Origin of the sequence: Synechococcus sp. 65AY6A5, assembly GCF_002760415.1 — a bacterium.
Taxonomy (GTDB): domain Bacteria; phylum Cyanobacteriota; class Cyanobacteriia; order Thermostichales; family Thermostichaceae; genus Thermostichus.
This window is the reverse complement of the sequence record NZ_AXUW01000001.1, coordinates 1,505,373-1,523,278: the sequence shown is the minus strand read 5'-3', so window position 1 is coordinate 1,523,278 and position 17,906 is coordinate 1,505,373. Positions and strand designations below refer to the sequence as shown.

The 17,906-nt window shown below is 59.8% G+C and carries 18 protein-coding genes and 1 pseudogene; 8 read left to right on the top strand and 11 right to left on the bottom strand.

What is annotated here, in order from left to right; all coding sequences use genetic code 11:
- Positions 1 to 2 precede the first annotated feature (2 nt).
- From nth to SYN65AY6A5_RS07250, 4 genes are read right to left on the bottom strand one after another with little or no spacing between them, the layout of a single operon-like run.
- Positions 3 to 791: an endonuclease III gene (gene nth, locus SYN65AY6A5_RS07265; RefSeq protein ID WP_228375438.1), complete on the bottom strand. Its 789-nt coding sequence runs from the start codon at positions 789 to 791 to the stop codon at positions 3 to 5.
- Positions 792 to 810: 19 nt separating this feature from the next.
- The gene (murG, locus tag SYN65AY6A5_RS07260) at positions 811 to 1,932 is read right to left on the bottom strand and encodes an undecaprenyldiphospho-muramoylpentapeptide beta-N-acetylglucosaminyltransferase (RefSeq protein WP_346426187.1); all 1,122 of its coding nucleotides are present in this window, start codon (positions 1,930 to 1,932) and stop codon (positions 811 to 813) included.
- On the bottom strand, positions 1,907 to 2,881 hold the full coding sequence (locus SYN65AY6A5_RS07255) for a photosynthesis system II assembly factor Ycf48 (protein ID WP_011429736.1): 975 nt from the start codon (positions 2,879 to 2,881) through the stop codon (positions 1,907 to 1,909). Before SYN65AY6A5_RS07255 ends, murG begins: the two co-directional genes overlap by 26 nt.
- Before the next feature lie 29 nt (positions 2,882 to 2,910).
- Positions 2,911 to 3,327, bottom strand: coding sequence for a rubredoxin (locus SYN65AY6A5_RS07250; RefSeq protein ID WP_346426045.1), 417 nt, complete (start codon positions 3,325 to 3,327; stop codon positions 2,911 to 2,913).
- A 358-nt stretch (positions 3,328 to 3,685) separates the two neighbouring features.
- Here SYN65AY6A5_RS07250 and SYN65AY6A5_RS07245 point away from each other — a divergent pair, with 358 nt between their 5' ends.
- The 4 genes and pseudogenes from SYN65AY6A5_RS07245 (at position 3,686) to SYN65AY6A5_RS07235 (ending at position 7,499) form a co-directional block, all read left to right on the top strand.
- Positions 3,686 to 4,096, top strand: coding sequence for an FHA domain-containing protein (locus tag SYN65AY6A5_RS07245; protein WP_011429738.1), 411 nt, complete (start codon positions 3,686 to 3,688; stop codon positions 4,094 to 4,096).
- A gap of 267 nt (positions 4,097 to 4,363) precedes the next feature.
- Positions 4,364 to 4,523, top strand: a pseudogene (locus SYN65AY6A5_RS14420) (RNA-guided endonuclease TnpB family protein); the annotation flags it as partial.
- 530 nt (positions 4,524 to 5,053) lie between these two features.
- Positions 5,054 to 6,409, top strand: a complete 1,356-nt coding sequence (gene accC, locus SYN65AY6A5_RS07240) for an acetyl-CoA carboxylase biotin carboxylase subunit (RefSeq protein WP_011429740.1) — start codon at positions 5,054 to 5,056, stop codon at positions 6,407 to 6,409.
- A gap of 31 nt (positions 6,410 to 6,440) precedes the next feature.
- On the top strand, positions 6,441 to 7,499 hold the full coding sequence (locus SYN65AY6A5_RS07235) for a site-specific integrase (RefSeq protein WP_240527717.1): 1,059 nt from the start codon (positions 6,441 to 6,443) through the stop codon (positions 7,497 to 7,499).
- Between the two features lie 163 nt (positions 7,500 to 7,662).
- On the opposite strand, the gene SYN65AY6A5_RS07230 is transcribed toward SYN65AY6A5_RS07235, so the two are convergent.
- The 4 genes from SYN65AY6A5_RS07230 to SYN65AY6A5_RS07215 all read right to left on the bottom strand — a co-directional run bounded on the left by SYN65AY6A5_RS07230 (position 7,663) and on the right by SYN65AY6A5_RS07215 (position 10,678).
- Positions 7,663 to 8,676: a hypothetical protein gene (locus SYN65AY6A5_RS07230; RefSeq protein ID WP_011429743.1), complete on the bottom strand. Its 1,014-nt coding sequence runs from the start codon at positions 8,674 to 8,676 to the stop codon at positions 7,663 to 7,665.
- A complete protein-coding gene (locus SYN65AY6A5_RS07225; protein WP_011429744.1) occupies positions 8,667 to 9,269 on the bottom strand; it encodes a J domain-containing protein in 603 nt (200 codons plus the stop codon). The genes SYN65AY6A5_RS07230 and SYN65AY6A5_RS07225 overlap by 10 nt, the downstream gene beginning before the upstream one ends.
- A 325-nt stretch (positions 9,270 to 9,594) precedes the next feature.
- Positions 9,595 to 9,879, bottom strand: a complete 285-nt coding sequence (locus SYN65AY6A5_RS07220; RefSeq protein WP_011429745.1) for a hypothetical protein — start codon at positions 9,877 to 9,879, stop codon at positions 9,595 to 9,597.
- Between the two features lie 46 nt (positions 9,880 to 9,925).
- A complete protein-coding gene (locus SYN65AY6A5_RS07215; protein WP_011429746.1) occupies positions 9,926 to 10,678 on the bottom strand; it encodes a DUF561 domain-containing protein in 753 nt (250 codons plus the stop codon).
- Between the two features lie 172 nt (positions 10,679 to 10,850).
- Between SYN65AY6A5_RS07215 and speB the strand changes: the two genes are divergently transcribed.
- The 4 genes from speB (at position 10,851) to proC (ending at position 14,578) form a co-directional block, all read left to right on the top strand.
- Positions 10,851 to 11,756, top strand: a complete 906-nt coding sequence (gene speB, locus SYN65AY6A5_RS07210; protein WP_011429747.1) for an agmatinase — start codon at positions 10,851 to 10,853, stop codon at positions 11,754 to 11,756.
- Positions 11,757 to 11,903: 147 nt separating this feature from the next.
- On the top strand, positions 11,904 to 12,626 hold the full coding sequence (locus tag SYN65AY6A5_RS07205; RefSeq protein ID WP_206336810.1) for a YggS family pyridoxal phosphate-dependent enzyme: 723 nt from the start codon (positions 11,904 to 11,906) through the stop codon (positions 12,624 to 12,626).
- 573 nt (positions 12,627 to 13,199) lie between these two features.
- Complete coding sequence (locus SYN65AY6A5_RS07200) at positions 13,200 to 13,769, top strand: cell division protein SepF (protein WP_099884564.1); 570 nt, start codon at positions 13,200 to 13,202, stop codon at positions 13,767 to 13,769.
- Positions 13,770 to 13,774: 5 nt separating this feature from the next.
- The gene (gene proC, locus SYN65AY6A5_RS07195) at positions 13,775 to 14,578 is read left to right on the top strand and encodes a pyrroline-5-carboxylate reductase (protein WP_011429750.1); all 804 of its coding nucleotides are present in this window, start codon (positions 13,775 to 13,777) and stop codon (positions 14,576 to 14,578) included.
- Here proC and SYN65AY6A5_RS07190 read toward each other — a convergent pair.
- From SYN65AY6A5_RS07190 to SYN65AY6A5_RS07180, 3 genes are all read right to left on the bottom strand, one after another.
- The gene (locus SYN65AY6A5_RS07190) at positions 14,564 to 15,778 is read right to left on the bottom strand and encodes an NAD(P)/FAD-dependent oxidoreductase (RefSeq protein ID WP_011429751.1); all 1,215 of its coding nucleotides are present in this window, start codon (positions 15,776 to 15,778) and stop codon (positions 14,564 to 14,566) included. The two genes, proC and SYN65AY6A5_RS07190, sit on opposite strands and share 15 nt — an antisense overlap.
- A 49-nt stretch (positions 15,779 to 15,827) precedes the next feature.
- Entirely contained in the window at positions 15,828 to 17,078 is a 1,251-nt protein-coding gene (locus SYN65AY6A5_RS07185) for an MFS transporter (RefSeq protein WP_011429752.1), read from the bottom strand.
- A 445-nt stretch (positions 17,079 to 17,523) separates the two neighbouring features.
- Complete coding sequence (locus tag SYN65AY6A5_RS07180) at positions 17,524 to 17,817, bottom strand: hypothetical protein (protein ID WP_011429755.1); 294 nt, start codon at positions 17,815 to 17,817, stop codon at positions 17,524 to 17,526.
- Positions 17,818 to 17,906 lie beyond the last annotated feature (89 nt).

Sequence of the window (17,906 nt, the reverse complement as noted above, 5' to 3'; positions counted from 1 at the left end):
GATCAGCGCTGCCGCAGCAGGGCGGAGGGGCATTCGTGTCGCAGAGGGCAGCGGCCACATTCGGGCATGCGCGCCTTACAGATGCGTTTGCCCAGCCGGATCAAGTTGACGTGCAGGGAATAGGCCTTGCCCGCCGGGATCCGCGGCGACAGTTGGGCAAAGGTGTCGTCGGGGTGTCTGGCCCGCACCAAGCCAAGACGGTTGGCCACCCGATGCACATGGGTATCCACCGGGCAGAGATCCCGGCCCAGGCCAAACAACAGCACGCAGGCGGCTGTCTTCAGTCCTACCCCCTTCAGGGAAAGGAGATAGGCCAGAGCGTCCGCGTCGTCCAGATCCCGCAAAAAGTCCAGGCTCAGGGATCCCTGTCGCTTGACAATGGCAGCCAGAATCTCCTGAATGCGGGCTGCTTTGAGTTGGGCCAGGCCCCCGGGACGGATCACCTGGGCCAGCTTGGTTGGATCAGCAGCTAAGACAGCTTCCCAGGAGGGGAAAGCGGCTTTGAGGGCGCGAAAGGCGCGGCTGCTATTGTGGTCGGTGGTGTTCTGGGAGAGGATCGTGCCCACCAATTCGTCCAAGAGGTCGGGATAGAGGGGCAGACCATCAGGGCTGCGAGGACGTTGGGGGATGCCAAAGCACTGTTCCAGGCGCGCCAACAGTGATTCCAGCACGACGGCGTTGGGGCTCGCCTCACCAGGACGAGGTTCCAGCCAGGCTGAAGTCTCCATGGCTGCGGCAGGCTCAGGCAGGCGGCGGGCAAGAGGATCCCGATCCAATCTCGGCTGTACCACGGCTGGCCCCTTGGGGGAGTTAACGGGCGGAATCTCGGCAGATCTCCTGGAGCAGGCGGGCAACTGCCTTGCTGGCAGCAGGAGGAGCTGTCGCCTTCAAGTTGGCGGCCATTTGGGCAACCACCTGGGGCTGAGCCAACCAGGCCAGGGCCGTCTGCCGCAGCAAGTCCAGATTCGCTTCCGATTCTCGCATGACCACTCCCCCGCCGCGACCCACAAAAGCCAGGGCGTTGTGGTACTGATGATCCTCGGCGGCAAAGGGGTAGGGGATCAAAATGGCCGGGGTGGCGGTGGCCCACAACTCCGCCAAGCTGAGAGCGCCAGCCCGGCTGATGGCAAAAGTTGCCCGCTGCAGCAAGGCGGCCACATCGGCGCGGAAAGGAAAAGCGCGGTAGCGGGGGTGGGAAGGGATCCCGACCTCACTGCCGCCGGTCAAATGCACAATCCACGCCCCTGCCTCCAACCAGGCGGGGGCACAGGCGGCAACCAGGCGGTTCAGGCCCCGCGCCCCCTGGCTCCCCCCCATCACCACAATCAAAGGATCCCCCTCTGGAATCGGCAGATCCGCGGGCAAGGGCTGGGGCTGATAGAACTCCGCCCGCACTGGCGTGCCCACCACCCGGGTAACTGCCCCTGGCAAATGCTCTGCCGTTTCCGCCATGCCCAGGGCCACCAGCCGGCAAAATCTTCCCAGCCAGCGGGTCACCTTGCCCGGAAGGCAGTTGGACTCGTGCAGCAACACCGGCACCCCCAGCGAGCGAGCTGCCAAGATGGTCGGGGCGGCGATGTAGCCGCCGGTGGTCAACACCACGTCAAACTGGCCTGAAGCCAGGATCTGCCGCACCTGCAGCGTTGCCCGCGCCAACTGAACCAGGGATCCCAGCTTCTGCCAGGGGGATCCCTGCCAGCCGGACATGGCCACTCGGTGCAGCGGGTAGCGGTCCGGCACCAGCTTCGCCTCCAGCCGCTGCGGCACCCCCAGCCACTCAATCTGCCAGGTGGGCAACTGCTCGACAACGGCCAGCGCCGGAAAGATATGCCCCCCCGTCCCGCTGGCCGCCACCAGCAGCCGTGGTGGTGAGGTGGGATCCCTCCTGTCTCCATTCACCCTAGGACTAGGACGGGGAATTGCTGTAGCCAACGTAGCGCAAAAGCGTGCCCCGCTGCCCCAAGATAAATCCTCGGTCGGGGCCAAAGAACTCGATGCTGTAGAAATTGGCGGGAATGTTGCTCAATTTCTTGGCCTCCTCCCAGGTTTTGCCGCCATCGGGGCTGTGGATCAGAGTGCCGCCGCCGCCCACCACCCAGAGGTCGTGGTCGTTCTGGTAGGCCGCATTTAGATAGCCAAAGCTGAGGGCACGCCCGGGTCGCAACGGCTTGGACCACTCGCCGGAGGTGAAGTCACTCGTGAAGGCGATCTCCGCGCCTTGGTTCAATTTCCAGGCGCTGCCGTTGGGGCCAAAGCCCATGTTCTGAATGCGGCGAGAGCTTTCCCGCGGATACGGCTTCCAGGATCGGCTTTCTGGAGTGTAGAGAAAGTAGAAGCTGCCCCGCGACGACACGGCCAGATACTCTCCTCCTGGGCCGCGGGCAATGTTTTTAATCGCCCCAATCGGCTCTTCCACCTGGGCATGCCAGGTCTGTCCTCCATCTTCCGTGCGGTAGATGGCCCCCACATTGGTTACCATCTCAGCCGCTCCAGGACCCAGGGCTTGGATTAGGATCGGCTCCCCCGGCAGTTGCTTGCTGAGACGAATGGATGTCCAGTCGGATCCCTCGTTGAGCGTGTGGAGGAGGATCCTCGGCTGCCCCACCACCCAGCCTTCTGCTCCGGCAAAGCTAATCGAGCTCAGATAGGCTTCCGGCTCCAGTGCCGTCAGCTTGCGCACCTGCCAGTGGAGGCCGCCATCCTGAGACTCCAACAGCGTCGCTTTATCGCCCACCAGCCAGCCATGAGAAGGGTTGGTGCCGGTGAAAGCAATGTCCAGCAGAATGTTCTGGGTGGGCACCTCGACTTGTTGCCAGGGCACCACCTTCATGTCCGGCATCCGCGCCGCCATCAGCAAGAGAGAGAAGGCAGCTAGCAGCACCAGTCTCCAGAGCTTAAGCATTTTGGCCATCACTCGACGAAATAGAAACTCATCAAAAACAAAAATCCCAGCGCCAACCCCAAGAAGATGAGCAGGTTTTTCTGGGCAGGGGTCATCACATTGACCCCCAGGCCATAGCGCAAGTTCTCTTGAAAACCGGAAGGCTTGCCCTTGGCGCCCACCGCTTGAAACAGGCGCTTGCCGGCGCGGCACACCGGACATCTCCAGTCGGCGGGCAGCTCCTCAAAGGGCACACCTGCCGGGATCCGATTGAGCTGATCCCCCTTGGCCGGCTCGTAAACATAGCCACAAGAGCGACATTCATAGCGCTGCATGCGCAGGGGATCGCCAACCTGTGCATCGGTTTCATCTTCCGGCAACTCGATCAGCTTCGGTACCCTAGAGGGCTTGGGCTGGTTGACGGGATCCGGTTGCGAGCCATTCATGGTCTGGGAGGCATTTGCATCATCAAATCTTATTATGAGAGGAATTGTTACAAAAATCTACTCGGCCTTCTGCTCCTTTCCTTTCTCAGACCTTTCCTCAAAGCATCGATTGCCAACTCAGGGGGCAGGGAGATTTTGCGGAGTTAAAAACAGCCACGAGATGGGATCCCCTGGGACTCGGTCTTGAACAGGGGCATACCTGGCCTCTCTTGACACCTCTCTGGCAGCGTCAAGGAACGTCGTCTCACTCGCCAGCAGGGCAAGGGCTCTGGCAGACAAACCGGCCAGGGTTCACGCCTCGGATCCCATGCTATGTTTTGACTATCCTATTCGCGTGTTGTGCCAGTGGGTGTCCGCTATGACCACGCCCCCTCGCCGACCTACCCTTAACCACGTGTTGATCGTCAAGGATCGCCACGGGCCAAAGGCCTACTGGCTGACAGCCGAGCTCTATTCCTTGGGGCGGGATCCGAGCAACAGCATCCGCATCGACTCCCAATACGTCTCCCGCCACCACGCCATTTTAGTGAAGACCGAATCTCCCTCCTCTCCCGATGGGTTTACTTACCAAATCATCGATGGAGACATCCATGGCACGCCCAGCACCAACGGCCTTTACATCCGGGGGGAGCGGGTGGAGTTTCGCGATCTTGAGGACGGAGACGAGATCCAGTTTGGCAACGACGCTACTGCCACCTACTCCCTGCAAGCTCAGGATTTGGACAGGATTCTCTCCTCCTTTGAAAATACCCAGATCGTTGGCCTGTGAGAGCCGACTCATCAGTCAGGGGGAAGGTTTTGGCGAGGTAGGATGGTTGCCGGCGGGGGATGCTCAACTCCTTGCAGCGCGGCAGCTCCCTGATTTAGAGGCCTGCAGCTTGCCGTCGCCAGTGGTGGGGAGGAGCGCTGCCCGCCACTGTGGAACGGGTAGGCTGCTACTGGGCAGCAAGCGCTGACCGCAGTCTGCAAGCCGGCTCCAACTCCAGAGCCGGCGACCAAGAAAGGCCTACAGCTCGCTGGCGCGAGCCGAGGGAGTAACCGGCAGCCACGCTCCAGAAGGGAGCGGCGTCGCGCTAGTAGTTGGGCGTCCTACCAGTTGCGGCAAATTGATTACCTACGAAGTGCTGTGGGCAGGGGTAGCGATGGTGTGGGTGCCACCTGCCTACAGGTCTCAGACCTGCCACCAGTACTTGTAGATTGGCCAACGGGAAGGGAAGCGATTCCGTTGTAGTCTGGGTTTGCCTTTACCTCTGGGTGGTGATGCGGATTTTGTTTCCCCGCTGGCGCTTTCGCGGCGGAGAGTGGCTGGGGCCATGGCCTCGCTCCGACAACTAGAGAGAGATGGAGGGATCCATTGCCGTCAGAATCGGGCTGGGAGAGCTTCCCGGAGAAGCCTGGGTTTTGAACAGGTCTGTACAGGCTGAGGGGAGCTGAGAGTTATTGCTGATCCAGAGTTTCGCCCCATGCAAGGGCGCCAAGATCAACCTCTACCTGAAAATCCTCGGATCCCGTCCGGATGGGTATCCGGAGATGTAGAGTTTGACCCACCGGGATTCTGCTGGATCCCTGCAGCCTCAGCTAGGGTGTCAACTGGATTGATCGGATACGGGATCCCCATCTGGATCCTTCCGTCTGCTTGCCATAGTAGGATCAGCACCTACGTACCCTACCTTGCACGGGCCGCCGGCTTAAGCGGCCAGGGTTCTTCTGACTTGGAACGCTCTCCATGCCGCCCATTACCAAGATCCTGATTGCCAACCGAGGCGAGATCGCCCTGCGCATCATCCGCACCTGTCAGGAAATGGGGATCCGCACCGTGGCTGTCTACTCCACTGCGGATCAGAACTCTCTACATGTCCAACTGGCGGACGAAGCAGTCTGTGTGGGGGAAGCCCCAGTGGCCAAAAGTTATCTCAACATCCCCAACATCATCTCGGCAGCCCTCACCCGCGGGGCCACTGCCATTCATCCGGGCTATGGGTTCTTGGCGGAAAATGCCAAATTTGCCGAGATGTGTGCCGACCACAACTTGATCTTCATCGGCCCCTCGCCAGAGGCGATGCGCAAAATGGCCGACAAAGCCACGGCCCGCGAGACCATGCAGGCGGTGGGCGTGCCGACCGTGCCCGGCAGCCGCGGGCTGATCACCTCTGACGAGGAAGCGGTGAGGCTGGCGGAGAAAATCGGCTATCCCGTGATCATCAAAGCCACCGCCGGCGGCGGGGGGCGGGGCATGCGGGTGGCCAGAGATGCCCAAGAATTGCTGAAGATGATGCGCACCGCCCAGGGGGAAGCCCAGGCGGCCTTTGGCGATGGGGGCATCTATCTGGAGAAATACATCGAGCGCCCCCGCCATGTGGAGTTTCAGATTTTGGCCGACAGCCACGGCAATGTGGTGCACCTCTACGAGCGGGATTGCTCGATTCAGCGGCGCCACCAAAAGCTGCTGGAAGAGGCCCCCAGCCCGGCTCTGACCACGAGCTTGCGCGCCCGCATGGGGGCAGCGGCGGTGAAGGCAGCCAAAGCGGTGAACTACGTGGGGGCGGGCACGGTGGAGTTTCTGCTGGATAAAAACGGCCAGTTCTACTTCATCGAGATGAACACCCGCATCCAGGTGGAGCACCCGGTTACCGAGATGGTGACGGGGCTGGATTTGATTGCCGAGCAAATTCGCATCGCTCAAGGTCAACCCCTGACCTTTCGCCAGAAGGATGTGGAACTGCGGGGCCATGCCATCGAATGCCGCATCAACGCCGAGGATCCCAAGCAGCAGTTTCGCCCTTGCGCTGGCACCATCAGCGCCTATTTGCCTCCTGGAGGGCCGGGGGTGCGCATGGACTCCCACATCTACACCGACTACACCATTCCCCCCTATTACGATTCGCTGTTGGGCAAGCTGATCGTCTGGGGGCCCAACCGGGCAGCCGCCATCCGCCGCATGCAGCGGGCGCTGGGGGAATGCGCCATCACCGGGGTGCCCACCACGATCCCTTTCCACCAGCAGATCCTGCGCCACGAGGCTTTTTTGCGGGGCGAGGTGTACACGGATTTCATCGCCCAACACCTGCTGACTGGCCAGTAGCAATCCCTTCGGAGATTGCCAGAGAGCGTCTTTGAACGGCGCTGGCCAAAAGTTGAGGCTAAAGTTAAAGGTGAGTGGAGGGTTGCTGGTCGTGCCGATGAGGGATCCCCGGCCCGGCTTGGTTCAACAGGCCCATCTCCAGCGTCAGGCGAGCTGCCCCGTGCCCAGCCTGAGCCAGTTGGTGGGGCAATTTTTGCAGGAGCGGCAGCGGGATCTGGCCCCGGCCAGCCGCCGCACCTACCGCATTGCCCTGGAACAGTTTGCCAAAACTTGCCCGGTGCCGCTGCCTCAGGTGCAGCCGTCCCACGTTCAGTCTTTTTTAAACAGCTTGAAGGGGCGTCCATTTCGCAACCGCTCCGGCCAGTGGGTTCATCCGCCCGCCTCTCCCGCCACCTACAACCTCAAGCGGCTGGCGCTGCAGCAGTTTTTTGAGTGGGCCAGCCAACGGGGCTACTTTCCAGATCCCTTGCCCACCCAGGCGATTCGGCCTGCCCGCCTGCCCGCCCGTCTGCCTCGCGACCTGGATCGGCTGTTGTTGCAGCGGGTTCTGCAGCGGGCCCAGAGCCATTCTCTGCGCTATGCGGCCTTGATCCGCCTGCTGCTGGAGTGCGGGCTGCGGGCACAGGAGCTGTTGGACTTGACGGTGCAGGATTTTCAGATCAGCCCTGAGGGATCCCTGTTGGAGGTGCGCTGTGGCAAGGGCAGCAAACCCCGCGCTGTGGCGGTCGGGGATCCCCTCTCCGAGCTGCTGCAACAATATCTGAGCCGAGAACGGGGCCCGTGCGCGCCGACGGATCCCTTGTTTGTCTCCCAATCCCGCTGCCCGGCCTACCGGGGCCGTCCCCTCACCTACGATGGCCTACGTCATATTGTGCTCAAGCTTACCGAGCCCGAGCCGGGCCACCAAACCCCCCACCAGTTTCGCCACAGCTTTGCCACCTTGCTGCTGGATCGCGGCGTTGCCCCCGAACACATCCAACACCTGCTGGGCCATACGACTGCCGCCATGACGATGCGCTACACCCAGCGGGCCAACTTGAGAGCAGCTATTGCCCATTCCCGCGCGATCTTGGATCAGGGCTTGATCTAGGGATCCCCTGTTGCGCCGTGGCCTCTATTACTAGTAGGGAGAGGTTCAGATTGCTAACAGAAAGGGAAGCCGGACATCCAAAGGGCAGCCCCGAAAAAGAAATCAATCAGGTACACCTGGCTAAGGTGCTTGGAATGACCTGAAAACAATCGAATGGGTTATTTCAAGTTACACGCTGGAGAGGAAGGTAGAGCACATGTTCTCTCTCCTTTCCCATAGGCACCTGCGAGCCAAGGCTGGCCTTCTGCTGCTCCAACCAGATGATCAGATGTCTGTTCTCAGGGTAGTATTCCAGAACATACTTAATGAAGTCATCAATTGTACATGGCTTGCTGAAACCTCCCATCCACTGATGAAAGTGGCAATGCACTTCGTCGGCTATGGTAATCAGGTTGGAGAGATTCGCTGCAAGCTTTGGATAGTGCGCTTCAGAGTAGAGATGATGAACCGTTAGGCTACTGGCTGCTTTTCGAGTAACTCTACAAAGATTTTTATCCCTTTTTCTTGCAAGATCTTTTGCCCTTTCTATCTCTCTTTGTCGATCCTGGATTTTCTTGACGATTACCTGAATTTGAGGTTCAATGCGTTCGCTAACATATTGACACCAGTCTTTTCTGTGGTTTTGCTTGAGAACCTCTCCCATAACCTTGGCAAGCTCATAGATACCTCGCAAAGAGAGGTAAACAGTGTCATCATTACCAAAACGTGTGTAATGAACGTCTTTGATTAACTTACTTTGCTTCGATGCAAGCTCAAGCGCCTTCTTAAGGTAGTCAGTTCGAGTTCTAAAGATCATCACAACATCTCGACGAGATAGCCAAAACTGATCTTGTCTTTTGACCAGAGAGGAGCTGTTTTGAAGGATCCTGTAATCTACCAGAGCTTTCTGCTTCTTGCGATGCTCTTCCTTGAACCAATTCCTAATGCTTGTACCTGTAGAGGATTTGCAACCTTGCTCTGATCGAGACCTTAAAAAGGATAAAATGGCATAAGCGCCGGACCGCGTGTATTCCCTTAGCCCAGAACTTTTGTTGATAACACGATAGTCTTTACCTTCCACCAGTTTCCATGCATCATCGGGGATACTGTCAAAGTGAGCTTCAATCTCTCTGAGTTCCTCAAGGCTGATACCCAAGAAGTTGGCGAGCTTGTTTGAGGAAACATAGACTATAGCCATTGCTCAAACTTCTCCGTAAGGCTTTTGTAGAAAAGAGTCAATCGCTGGAAAATTTTGTCATCTCCCGTCGGAGAATCGGGATGGTAAATCTTGCTCAGGCGATAAAAAGCAGCTTTGATGTCTTCATCGGTAGCTCGATCAGGGTCAAGCCCAAAAACCCGCCAAGGCAAGTCGTACTTGAAGATGTTGATCCCATTGATGCAGCCATACCCCTCTTCTCCCTCTTCGTTGGGAAGGATCCCGATGTGCTGACGATAAATGCGCTCCAAATCATCTATGTTGGATAAGTTCAGCTTGCCCATACCACTGGTTGCCAGTCTGAAGCTGGCTGATTTTCTCAGCTCGGCTGCGTTTTTAACGCCAAAGTGGTTGTAAATGGCTTTCTGCAGCTCTTTGACAGACAGCCGGGGCGGTGGCTGTAGCTGCCTGACTACAAACCGGGCAAAATTCTCTAGGAGCTCCTTAGAAATGCCATAAGTATCCGAAAGACGCTGGATTTCTGCGGCAATCGCCACCTGCGGGTCGGGCCCAGCTCCTTCTTTTGAGGTTGTCCTGGTTGTTTTGGTTTTTGTGCTGGTGGCTTTTCTGGGCACGGTTTCTCCTCAAATCACCAATGCCAAGTGCAAACCTGCACAAAACTCACAGGCTGCCTGTGAACTTATCTGCACGATGAAGCAGAGAATTTCAAATTAGTGAAACAATGTTGTCGGTAACCGTAAAACCCTGCATCACATAGGATGCACCCTGGCGATGCCCAGTTGGATAGATTGGTGTGGGGAGCGAATCCGCACGGGGGATCCCCTGGGCAAATTGCGCCCACATCCGGCCGTTAGAGCACCCTTCCTCTGGAGCGCGCTTACTCTAGCTTGTTTTTCGGATACTTGTCAACCCAAGGTCTGGGGCAGCCTTTGTTTTCCTTCAGCTTTTGGGGATCAGCCGCTTGGGACAGGCAGCACGGATGTGGGATTCGCTCAGGTCGGGCATGAGGGCCAGGGCCCGTTGAGCATCGATTTGCGCTTCGCACACCGCCTCCAGCACCTGTTCGGCCAGAAGGGAAAGGGGCATATCGGCGGTTTGCTCAGGATCAGTATCCTCTCTAATTTGTCGAACTCCCACCGGCGGGGGAGGCAACACCAGCGGTGCCGCCTGCGGCGGCAAGGTGGTGGAGGTACCCACCTCCAACTGCGCTTCGGCCAGAGCCACACCGCGCCCTGCCACCCCACCGGGAAAAGGACTCTCCCATCCAATGTCAAACAAGCGCCGACACCCGTGATTCAGACAAAGCTTCCCTCAGCGCCCGCACCTGGGCCACCATGGCCACTTCATCCTGGAGGCGACTGACAGCTCTGCCCACCCCCACTCCTGAAGCACCGGCAGCGATGGCCAAGGGCACCGTCACCGCTGAGAGGCCAGAGGCGCAGATGACCGGCAGCGAGACCACCCGGCTAATCTCATAGGCGGCAGCCAGGGTGGGGGCAGCCTTCTCGATTAGGCCCAGGGATCCGCCGTGACGGGGCTCAGCGCTGGTGCCGCCCTCGGTTTGGATGAGATCGGCCCCCAGATCCTCCAGTTTCTCTGCCAATTCCGCCTGCTGATCCAAAGGCAGCGTATGGGGAACGGTAACCGACAGGAGAGTGCGCGGCAGCAGGGAGCGGGTTTGGCGAGTGAGATCTAGAACTTCCGCAGCGGAGAAGATGCGGCCCGAAGGGTAGAAGCTGTCGTAATTGCCGATCTCGGCCATGTCGGCCCCCGCCTGCACGGCAGCAGCCAATTGCTGCGGGTCCACCGCCGACACGCAGATGGGCAGCTCGATCTGGGCTCGCACCTGCTGCACCAATTCGGGACTGGCGGCGATATCCACCCAAGTGGCTCCTCCCTCCTGGGCGGCGCGGGTGACTTTCAGCACCGACTGCAGGTCGAAGTTTTGCAGGCCGCTGATGATCTTGAGGGCACGGCGCCGGGCAAGGGCGTCGAAAAGGGCAGCTTGAGAGGCTGTGGTCATAGGCTTGTCAGCTTGTGGAAACGGGACACAGGAGGAGTGCAAGCAAATCGGCTGTGGAAACCTTTGCTCAGTCTAGAGGGTTTGCTGCCATCCTACAAGGGATCCATCCCAATCCTTTCGGACTATCGCAAGATCTTTCAATAAAATAGGGATCCCTTCTTGTGCTCTTGCCATGTACCGCTCTCCTTTCCCCTTCCTGGGCCTGCCTGAGCCGGATCCGGAGATGGCCCAAGCCATTCTGTTGCCCATCCCCTACGAGGCCACCACCTCCTACGGCAAAGGCACCGCCAAAGGCCCCCAAGCACTCCTGGAGGCTTCGGCGTACGTGGAGATCTACGACGAGGTGAGAGACTGCCAGCCGGCTTTCCACCCCAACTTTGCCGCAGAGATCTCCCGCTACTGGACGGCGCCGCCAGTGGAGTTCGAGGGGCTGGACACTCATGAGCTGGCCATGGCCGCAATCCAGCGCCGCGCCGCCGAGTGGGTGAGGCCGGGGCGGTTTTTGCTCTCCATCGGCGGGGAGCACTCCATCACTGGCCCCTTGGTTGCCGCCCACCTGCCCCACTACCCAGAGCTGCACGTGCTGCAGATCGATGCCCACTGCGACCTGAGAGACAGCTACGAGGGATCCCGCTATTCCCACGCTTCCGCCATGGCCCGTGTGGTGGAGCAAGTGGGCGGTCGCCTCACCCAGGTGGGGATCCGCTCCATCTGCGCCGAAGACCGCCAGGCCATTCGCAAGCACCGCTTGCACACCTTCTTCGCCCACAGCCTGCACCACAAGCCCGCCCAGGAGTGGATCCCCGAGGTGATCGCCACGCTGGGATCCCAGGTGTACCTGACGGTGGATGTGGACGGGCTGGATCCTGCTGTTGTGCCGGCCACCGGCACCCCCGAACCGGGTGGACTGGGCTGGTGGGAGACGGTGGAACTGATCCGGGCACTGGGGCAGCAGCGGCAAATCATCGGCGCCGATGTGGTGGAGCTGGCGGTCACCGGGGAACGGGAAACCGATCGCCGCAGCGCCTTCACCGTCGCCAAGCTGGCCTATCAGATCCTGGCGGCGGCCTTGGGCTAAGCTCCAGAAGAACTGGGCTATGGCCGGGTTCCCCCTGTTTCCACCTGGCCGCTGGAGCACCGGCTCCAATCTCGAAGCATCCAGACAAAATGAGGACTGGACTCTCTCTGCCGAGATCTTCTGCTAGCTTCCCAGGTGGCCCCAGCCATGTCTCCGCCTTCTTCCAGCTCCCTTGAACCGTCGCCGCCCCCCGTCGACGAAGAGCTCATCCACAGCCGCATTCAGGCCATCCGCGCCCAGATCCCAGAGCATGTGGAAATCATGGCGGTGAGCAAGGGTTACAGCGTCAACCACATCCGCGCCGCCTATCGGGCCGGGATCCGCCATTTTGGGGAGAGTCGAGTGCAAGAGGCAGCCGCCAAACAGGCGCAACTGCAGGATCTGACCGATATTGTCTGGCACTTGATCGGGCACCTGCAGACCAACAAAGTCAAACCGGCCCTCAGACAATTTGCCTGGATTGACAGCGTCGATAGCCTGCGCCTGGCCAAGCTGATCAACCAAAAAGCCTGGGAGCTGCACCTCACCCCCAAGCTCTGTCTGCAGGTGAAATTGGCCCCGGATCCCCATAAATTTGGCTGGCTCATCCCCGATCTGTTGCAAAGCCTGCCGCAACTGAATCAACTGCTGCAGGTGCAAATTGTGGGCCTGATGACCATTTTGCCTTTGGGCTTGAGCTCAGAGGCAGCCCTGGAGCTGTTTCGCAAGCTGGCCGAGCTGGCCGATCACATCCAGCGCAGCGGCTACGAGCATCTGCAGTTGCACACCCTCTCCATGGGCATGTCCGACGATTACCCCCTGGCGGTGGCAGCAGGCTCTAACTTGATCCGGCTGGGGCGCGCTTTGTTTGCCGATGCCGAACGGAAATAGATAGATGGAGTCTCTATGAAGCCGTTAAATTGTGATTAAATTTTGTGTAAAGCCGTCCAACTCCGGAGCTGCCCTGCAAGGCACGCTCAGGGCTGGAGTTCGGCCTGGATCGGGCAAAAACAGGGGAATCCTGCCTAAAATTTCCCTCGCAGGGCAAATTTTAGGTAAGTTTGTAATCATTGGCGTCACCTCTGTTAACACGTGTTCAAGCCGGACGAGGAGCAGAGTTGACTCTGGCCAGAGCAATGGCCGGACAAGTGGGATGACATCTTTACTTCTTCTGGGTAAACTCGACTCGTCGAGTCCATGGGTTTTGTTAACCTGCGTTGGCAGCTTCTTGAGCAAACCCTGTCTCGGCCTTTTGAAAAACTTTAACTAAAAATATGAGGCTGGAGATGCCCTTTGGCTGGAGTGGGCTACTCAAGATCCCATCAGGAGCCTGAATCCTGCGCTTGCCGCAAACCATGACCTGTAGTGAGGATGTGGACGATGAACGTCAATGGAATCTGGAGCAGGGTAAGAGATTTTGTGGGCCTAAATGATCCCGTGGACAGCCTGGAGGAGTACCCTGAGATGGAAGGGCAGGAGGATTACCAACTGCTCTACGAGGGACGCCGTTCTCAACCGGCTCCCGAAGAGCAGGAAGCCAGTGCCCTTCCACGCGGACGCCGACAGCGGGGAGTGGAAGCCGGGGAAGGGTCTGTCGGTCGAGAAGAGGCGCGGGGCCATCGGCGCAGTCAACATCGGGATCGCCTAGGGGGGGGCAGTATGGGGAGCAACGTGATTGGATTACCGGGCGTCAACCCACCCACTAGCGAAGTGGTGGTGCTGGAGCCGCGCAGCTTTGACGAGATGGCACAAGTCATCCAGTACCTGCGGGAGCGCAAGACGGTGATCATGAACTTGACCCTGATGGATCCCGCCGAGGCGCAGCGATCTGTGGATTTTGTTGCCGGCGGCACCTACGCCATCGATGGCCACCAAGAGCGCATTGGCGAAAGCATTTTTTTGTTCACCCCCAGCACGGTGACGGTCTCTACTCCAAGCAGCCAAGGGATGCCGCCGCTGCAGCGCCCTCTGCAAAGCCCCACCCCTCTCTGGCCCAGCGGCTATGAACATTTGCAGGCGGTGGGGCAGCACTAGCCGGCATGGAGCGACCGCTGCTGAGTGTAATCGGGGGTGGAGCCATGGGATCCGCCCTGCTGCGGCGTTGGGTGGCCGCGGGAGTTTATCCTGCAGCTCAGGTGGCTTTGCGGGAGCCCGACCCGGACAAGGCCAATACCCTACAGCAGGAGCTGGGCATTCGGCTGTTGGCGGATCTTGCCCAAGCAGGAGAGTCTGAGATTTTATTTTTGGCCGTCAAGCCCCAGGTTTTCCCGCAGGTGGTGGCAGAGATGGGCCAGCCGTCCGCCACGCAGTTGGTGATCTCGATTATGGCCGGGATCCCATTGCAGCAGTTGCAGCAGGCTTTTCCCCAGCAAAAGGTGGTGCGCACCATGCCCAACACGCCGGCGCTGGTGGGGGCGGGCATAACGGCCATCAGCTACGGGCCGGGGGTGACGCCCGCCCAGGTAGAGCAGGTGGAGAAGCTATTTCGCGCCGTGGGCCAGGTGGTGACGGTGCCGGAGAGCCAGATGGACGCGGTGACGGCCCTTTCGGGGTCGGGGCCAGGGTATTTGGCGGTGATCCTGGAGGCGCTGATCGACGGCGGGGTAGGGGTGGGGTTGCCGCGCTCCATCGCCACTCAGTTGGCGGTGCAGACCTTGGCGGGCACTGCCGCCCTTATGCAGCAAGAGAACCTTCACCCCGCCCTCCTCAAGGATCAGGTTACCAGCCCAGGGGGAACGACCATTGCCGGGATCCAAGCCCTAGAACAGGCGGGGGTGCGGGGGGCCTTGATGCGGGCGGTGCAGGCAGCCTACGAGCGCTCCCGTCAGCTACAGGGATCCTAGCGCCTGCCACAGCGGGCGGGCGATCCAGTTCCATCCCACCTTGAGCTGGTGCTCCAGGGTAGGGAGGCGCACCAGGTAGGCAGCTCGTCGGGCCAAATAGCCCAAGGGGCCGCTTAGGGTGAGGCCAGCGAGGGTGGAGACTACCGCCGCATCCACTCCCAAGCTCAGCATCTCCCCCAGAGAGAAGTAACGGAACGGCAGCAGGGGCCGCTCCTGCGTGAGCAGAGCCCACAGGTTCCAAGCACAATAGCCGGCCTGCTGAAAAGCCGCTTGGGCAGTGGCGGGCACCGGCTGGCCACTGGCATCCAGCACCGCCGCCGCATCTCCCAACGCGAAGATCTCTGGGAAGGTGGGAGTTTGCAGGGTGGGCAAAACCTGCAGCCGTCCCCGCTCAGTTTTGGGCAGATCCAAGTTGGCAATCACCGCTGCCGGTCGGGTTCCGACGGTCCACAGCACGCCATCCACAAGATCCGTGGCCATCTCTTGGGCCGCCAGCCGCTGCAGTTGCAGGCGGAAGGGAGGGGCGCCGTTCTCGCCCAGGGCCTCGATGCCCAAGACCTTGGTTTGCAACTCCACCTGCACCCGCCGTTGGGCCAGCGCCGCCTGGGCCGCCTCCCGGCTGGAGGGGGCAAACCCCGACAAAATCTGGGATCCCAGCTCAATAAGACGGATCCGGCCGCGCGATCCCAGCCGGTCAGCCAATTTGCAGGCTAGCTCTACGCCGCTGGCCCCCGCCCCCACAATAGCCAGGTGGATCGCCTGAGCCGGATCCCGGGCTTCTAGAGTTTGCAGGTGGGCCCGCAGCCGCTGGGCATCGGCCAGGGTGCGGAAGGGAAAGGCCAACTCTGTTGCTCCTGGCACGCCCTGCAGGGGAGTTTCCCCTCCCAGGGCCAGCACCAAGGCGTCGTACTCCAAGGTCTGCCCTTCTGCTAAAAAGACGCGGTGGTCTTGGAGGTCAACCGACTGCACCGCGCCGCGGCGAAACTCTACCCCCTCCGGCAGCAGATCCTGAAAACGGGGGGCCACCTCCCACTCTTCCATCTCACCAGTGAGCAGCTCGTAGAGCAAAGGAGCAAAGACAAAGCGCTCCTGACGATCCACCAGGGTAATCTGGGGCGGCTCCGGCCAAGGTCGGCAGATAAGCTCCAGGGCTGTGTACAGCCCGCCAAAGCCGCCCCCAAGGATGCAAATACGACGCATGTTCAGAAAGCTGAAGGTAACATTAGCTTAACAAGCTGCCCATCTCCTCCTAGAGCTTGCTGGCCAGGGGAGCAGCCTCCTTGGCGCGAAGGGGCAGAAGGCCATCCAAAACGTTAAGGATCCCCCAGACAAGACTAACGCTGGCCACCCAAAACAACCACAGCCCGCCTGCCCACGCTGGCGGCAGATCCAGAGCCACTCCCCCAATGAGCGGCCCAAGGGCAAAGCCTGCTGCCCAACAGAGGGAGTTGACCGACAGATACACCCCCCGCAGATGATCCGGGGCCAAATCTGCCACCAGCGCCGAAGCGGAGGGATTGTAGCTCACCAAGGCCAACGAGAGCACTGCCAAGGCCAAGGCCGCCATCCCTATAGCCGGCATCGCTCCCAACTGGGCCGCCAGGCCGCTGAGCCAAACCAAACCAAATCCCAGCCCCCACATCAGTGCGGATCCCCGGAGGGCGCGGACACGCGTCCAGCGATTGAGCCAACGAGCTGCCGGCATCTGCAGCAGGGCAACGAGGGCGCCGTGCAGAGCAAACAACGTGCCAATCTGTACCTCAGGCATCCCAGCCCCCTTGCGCAAGTAAAGGGGCAAGCTGCTGCTGAGTTGGGCAATGTAGGTGGTGAAGAAAATGTTGGCCGCGGCAAACACCAATAGGGGGCGATCCCTCAGGGCGGCTTTCCAGCCTGCGAACTCTGCCGCCGACGGAGCTACCCGAGTTTCCCGAATGCAAAGCCAGAGCAGGGCTAAAAAAATCAAGTACGTGAGGCCGTCGATAATAAACAAGAGGCGGTAGTTCTTCGTCAGAGCCACCAGGGCGCTGGCCATGGCCACGCCGAGGCTCAGGCCCAAGTTATCCCCCAGGCGGTTTAGGGCATAGGCTTCGTTGCGCTGCTCGCGCGGGGTTAGATCCGCTACTATTGCTTCCGCCGGCGGCCAATAGAGGCCCTGCCCAAACCCCGCCACCAGGTTGGCCAAGGCAAAGCTCCAGAAGCCACGGGAAAGGGCAAAGCCGAAGGATCCCAGCGCGGAAATGGCCAGCGAGAGGATCAAAGTGGAGCGGCGGCCCCAAGCTCCGTCTGCCATCGAACCTCCGAGGATGCGGCCAAATACGCCAGTAAAGGCCATCAAGCCCAGGCCCAAACCCACCTGGGTAGCTGTCAGCCCCACCTGATTGACGAAAAAGAGGCTGGCGTAGAACAGGGTAAAGCCGGTTCCGGTTTGGGAGAGCAGCCGACCGATAAAGATTAGCCAAACCTGAAAACTTAGCTTTGGCCACCAGGACGGGATCCGCATAGGGGATGCAACGGGAGATAGGTTAGCTAGCTTACGGGATCCCGGTCGCTGACGCCAGATCCACTTCAGCGGGCGGAAAACTGAGGGGGAGCCAGCGGCTCACCCTCCAAAGATCCGGCGGAAACTGCAATTAACTCCCCAAGTTGAGGTATTCGCTCAACAGCCGCGCCAGCCGGTACACTCGGTAGTCGAGCTGGGCCAAGCTATTTTCCATTGCCTTCATCACCCTTGCACACACCTTTTCCTACGCTTTCCTGCAGCCCTTCCTTGAGCCAACCCCGGCTGTTTCCTTGAGCTAGGAAGCGCAAAGGCAAAGGGGCCAGCCAGCAGGGCTGCTAGCCCCGATTATAGACAAAATTTGACAAAGCTTAAACAAGTATTAAGGAGAAAGTGCCCCTGTCCCGCGCCCCCAGGGATCCCTGGGGCCGCCAGGTTCAGATGGCTGCTAGCTGACGGTCACCGGCGACTCGGCTGCCGCAGCGCGCTCTTCCTCTTCTTCCGGTGGAACAGCCACAAACTCGATGTGGTTGAGCAGCGTCGTCACGAAGGCAAAGAGCAGAAAAGGCAGGGAGATGACCAAGATCAGCGCGATGGTGAGAAAGGCGTAGAGGGGGCTATTCATCAAAGAGAGGGCGGCACCCAGGCCGGCAAAAATCACGATTAGCCAAACGATGATCTGGCCGTAGATATCCCCAAAGGAGAGGGTGCAGGTAAAGCGGTAGCGGGTGTGGGTGTTCATGGCAATTTCTCGGGATAGCCTGGTTGACTCGATCCTGACTAGGAACCAAACCTTAGCCTCATGGGTGGATGAGTATCTTGAGATTTTAG

Bases quoted from the DNA above. Each gene is read 5' to 3' on its own strand.
- SYN65AY6A5_RS07180 (WP_011429755.1), bottom strand. From the start codon at position 17,817: ATGAACACCCACACCCGCTACCGCTTTACCTGCACCCTCTCCTTTGGG.
- SYN65AY6A5_RS07200 (WP_099884564.1), top strand. From the start codon at position 13,200: ATGGAAGGGCAGGAGGATTACCAACTGCTCTACGAGGGACGCCGTTCT.
- speB (WP_011429747.1), top strand. From the start codon at position 10,851: ATGTACCGCTCTCCTTTCCCCTTCCTGGGCCTGCCTGAGCCGGATCCG.
- SYN65AY6A5_RS07245 (WP_011429738.1), top strand. From the start codon at position 3,686: ATGACCACGCCCCCTCGCCGACCTACCCTTAACCACGTGTTGATCGTC.
- SYN65AY6A5_RS07215 (WP_011429746.1), bottom strand. From the start codon at position 10,678: ATGACCACAGCCTCTCAAGCTGCCCTTTTCGACGCCCTTGCCCGGCGC.
- proC (WP_011429750.1), top strand. From the start codon at position 13,775: ATGGAGCGACCGCTGCTGAGTGTAATCGGGGGTGGAGCCATGGGATCC.
- SYN65AY6A5_RS07190 (WP_011429751.1), bottom strand. From the start codon at position 15,778: ATGCGTCGTATTTGCATCCTTGGGGGCGGCTTTGGCGGGCTGTACACA.
- SYN65AY6A5_RS07205 (WP_206336810.1), top strand. From the start codon at position 11,904: ATGTCTCCGCCTTCTTCCAGCTCCCTTGAACCGTCGCCGCCCCCCGTC.
- SYN65AY6A5_RS07250 (WP_346426045.1), bottom strand. From the start codon at position 3,327: ATGAATGGCTCGCAACCGGATCCCGTCAACCAGCCCAAGCCCTCTAGG.
- SYN65AY6A5_RS07185 (WP_011429752.1), bottom strand. From the start codon at position 17,078: ATGCGGATCCCGTCCTGGTGGCCAAAGCTAAGTTTTCAGGTTTGGCTA.
- accC (WP_011429740.1), top strand. From the start codon at position 5,054: ATGCCGCCCATTACCAAGATCCTGATTGCCAACCGAGGCGAGATCGCC.
- SYN65AY6A5_RS07230 (WP_011429743.1), bottom strand. From the start codon at position 8,676: ATGGCTATAGTCTATGTTTCCTCAAACAAGCTCGCCAACTTCTTGGGT.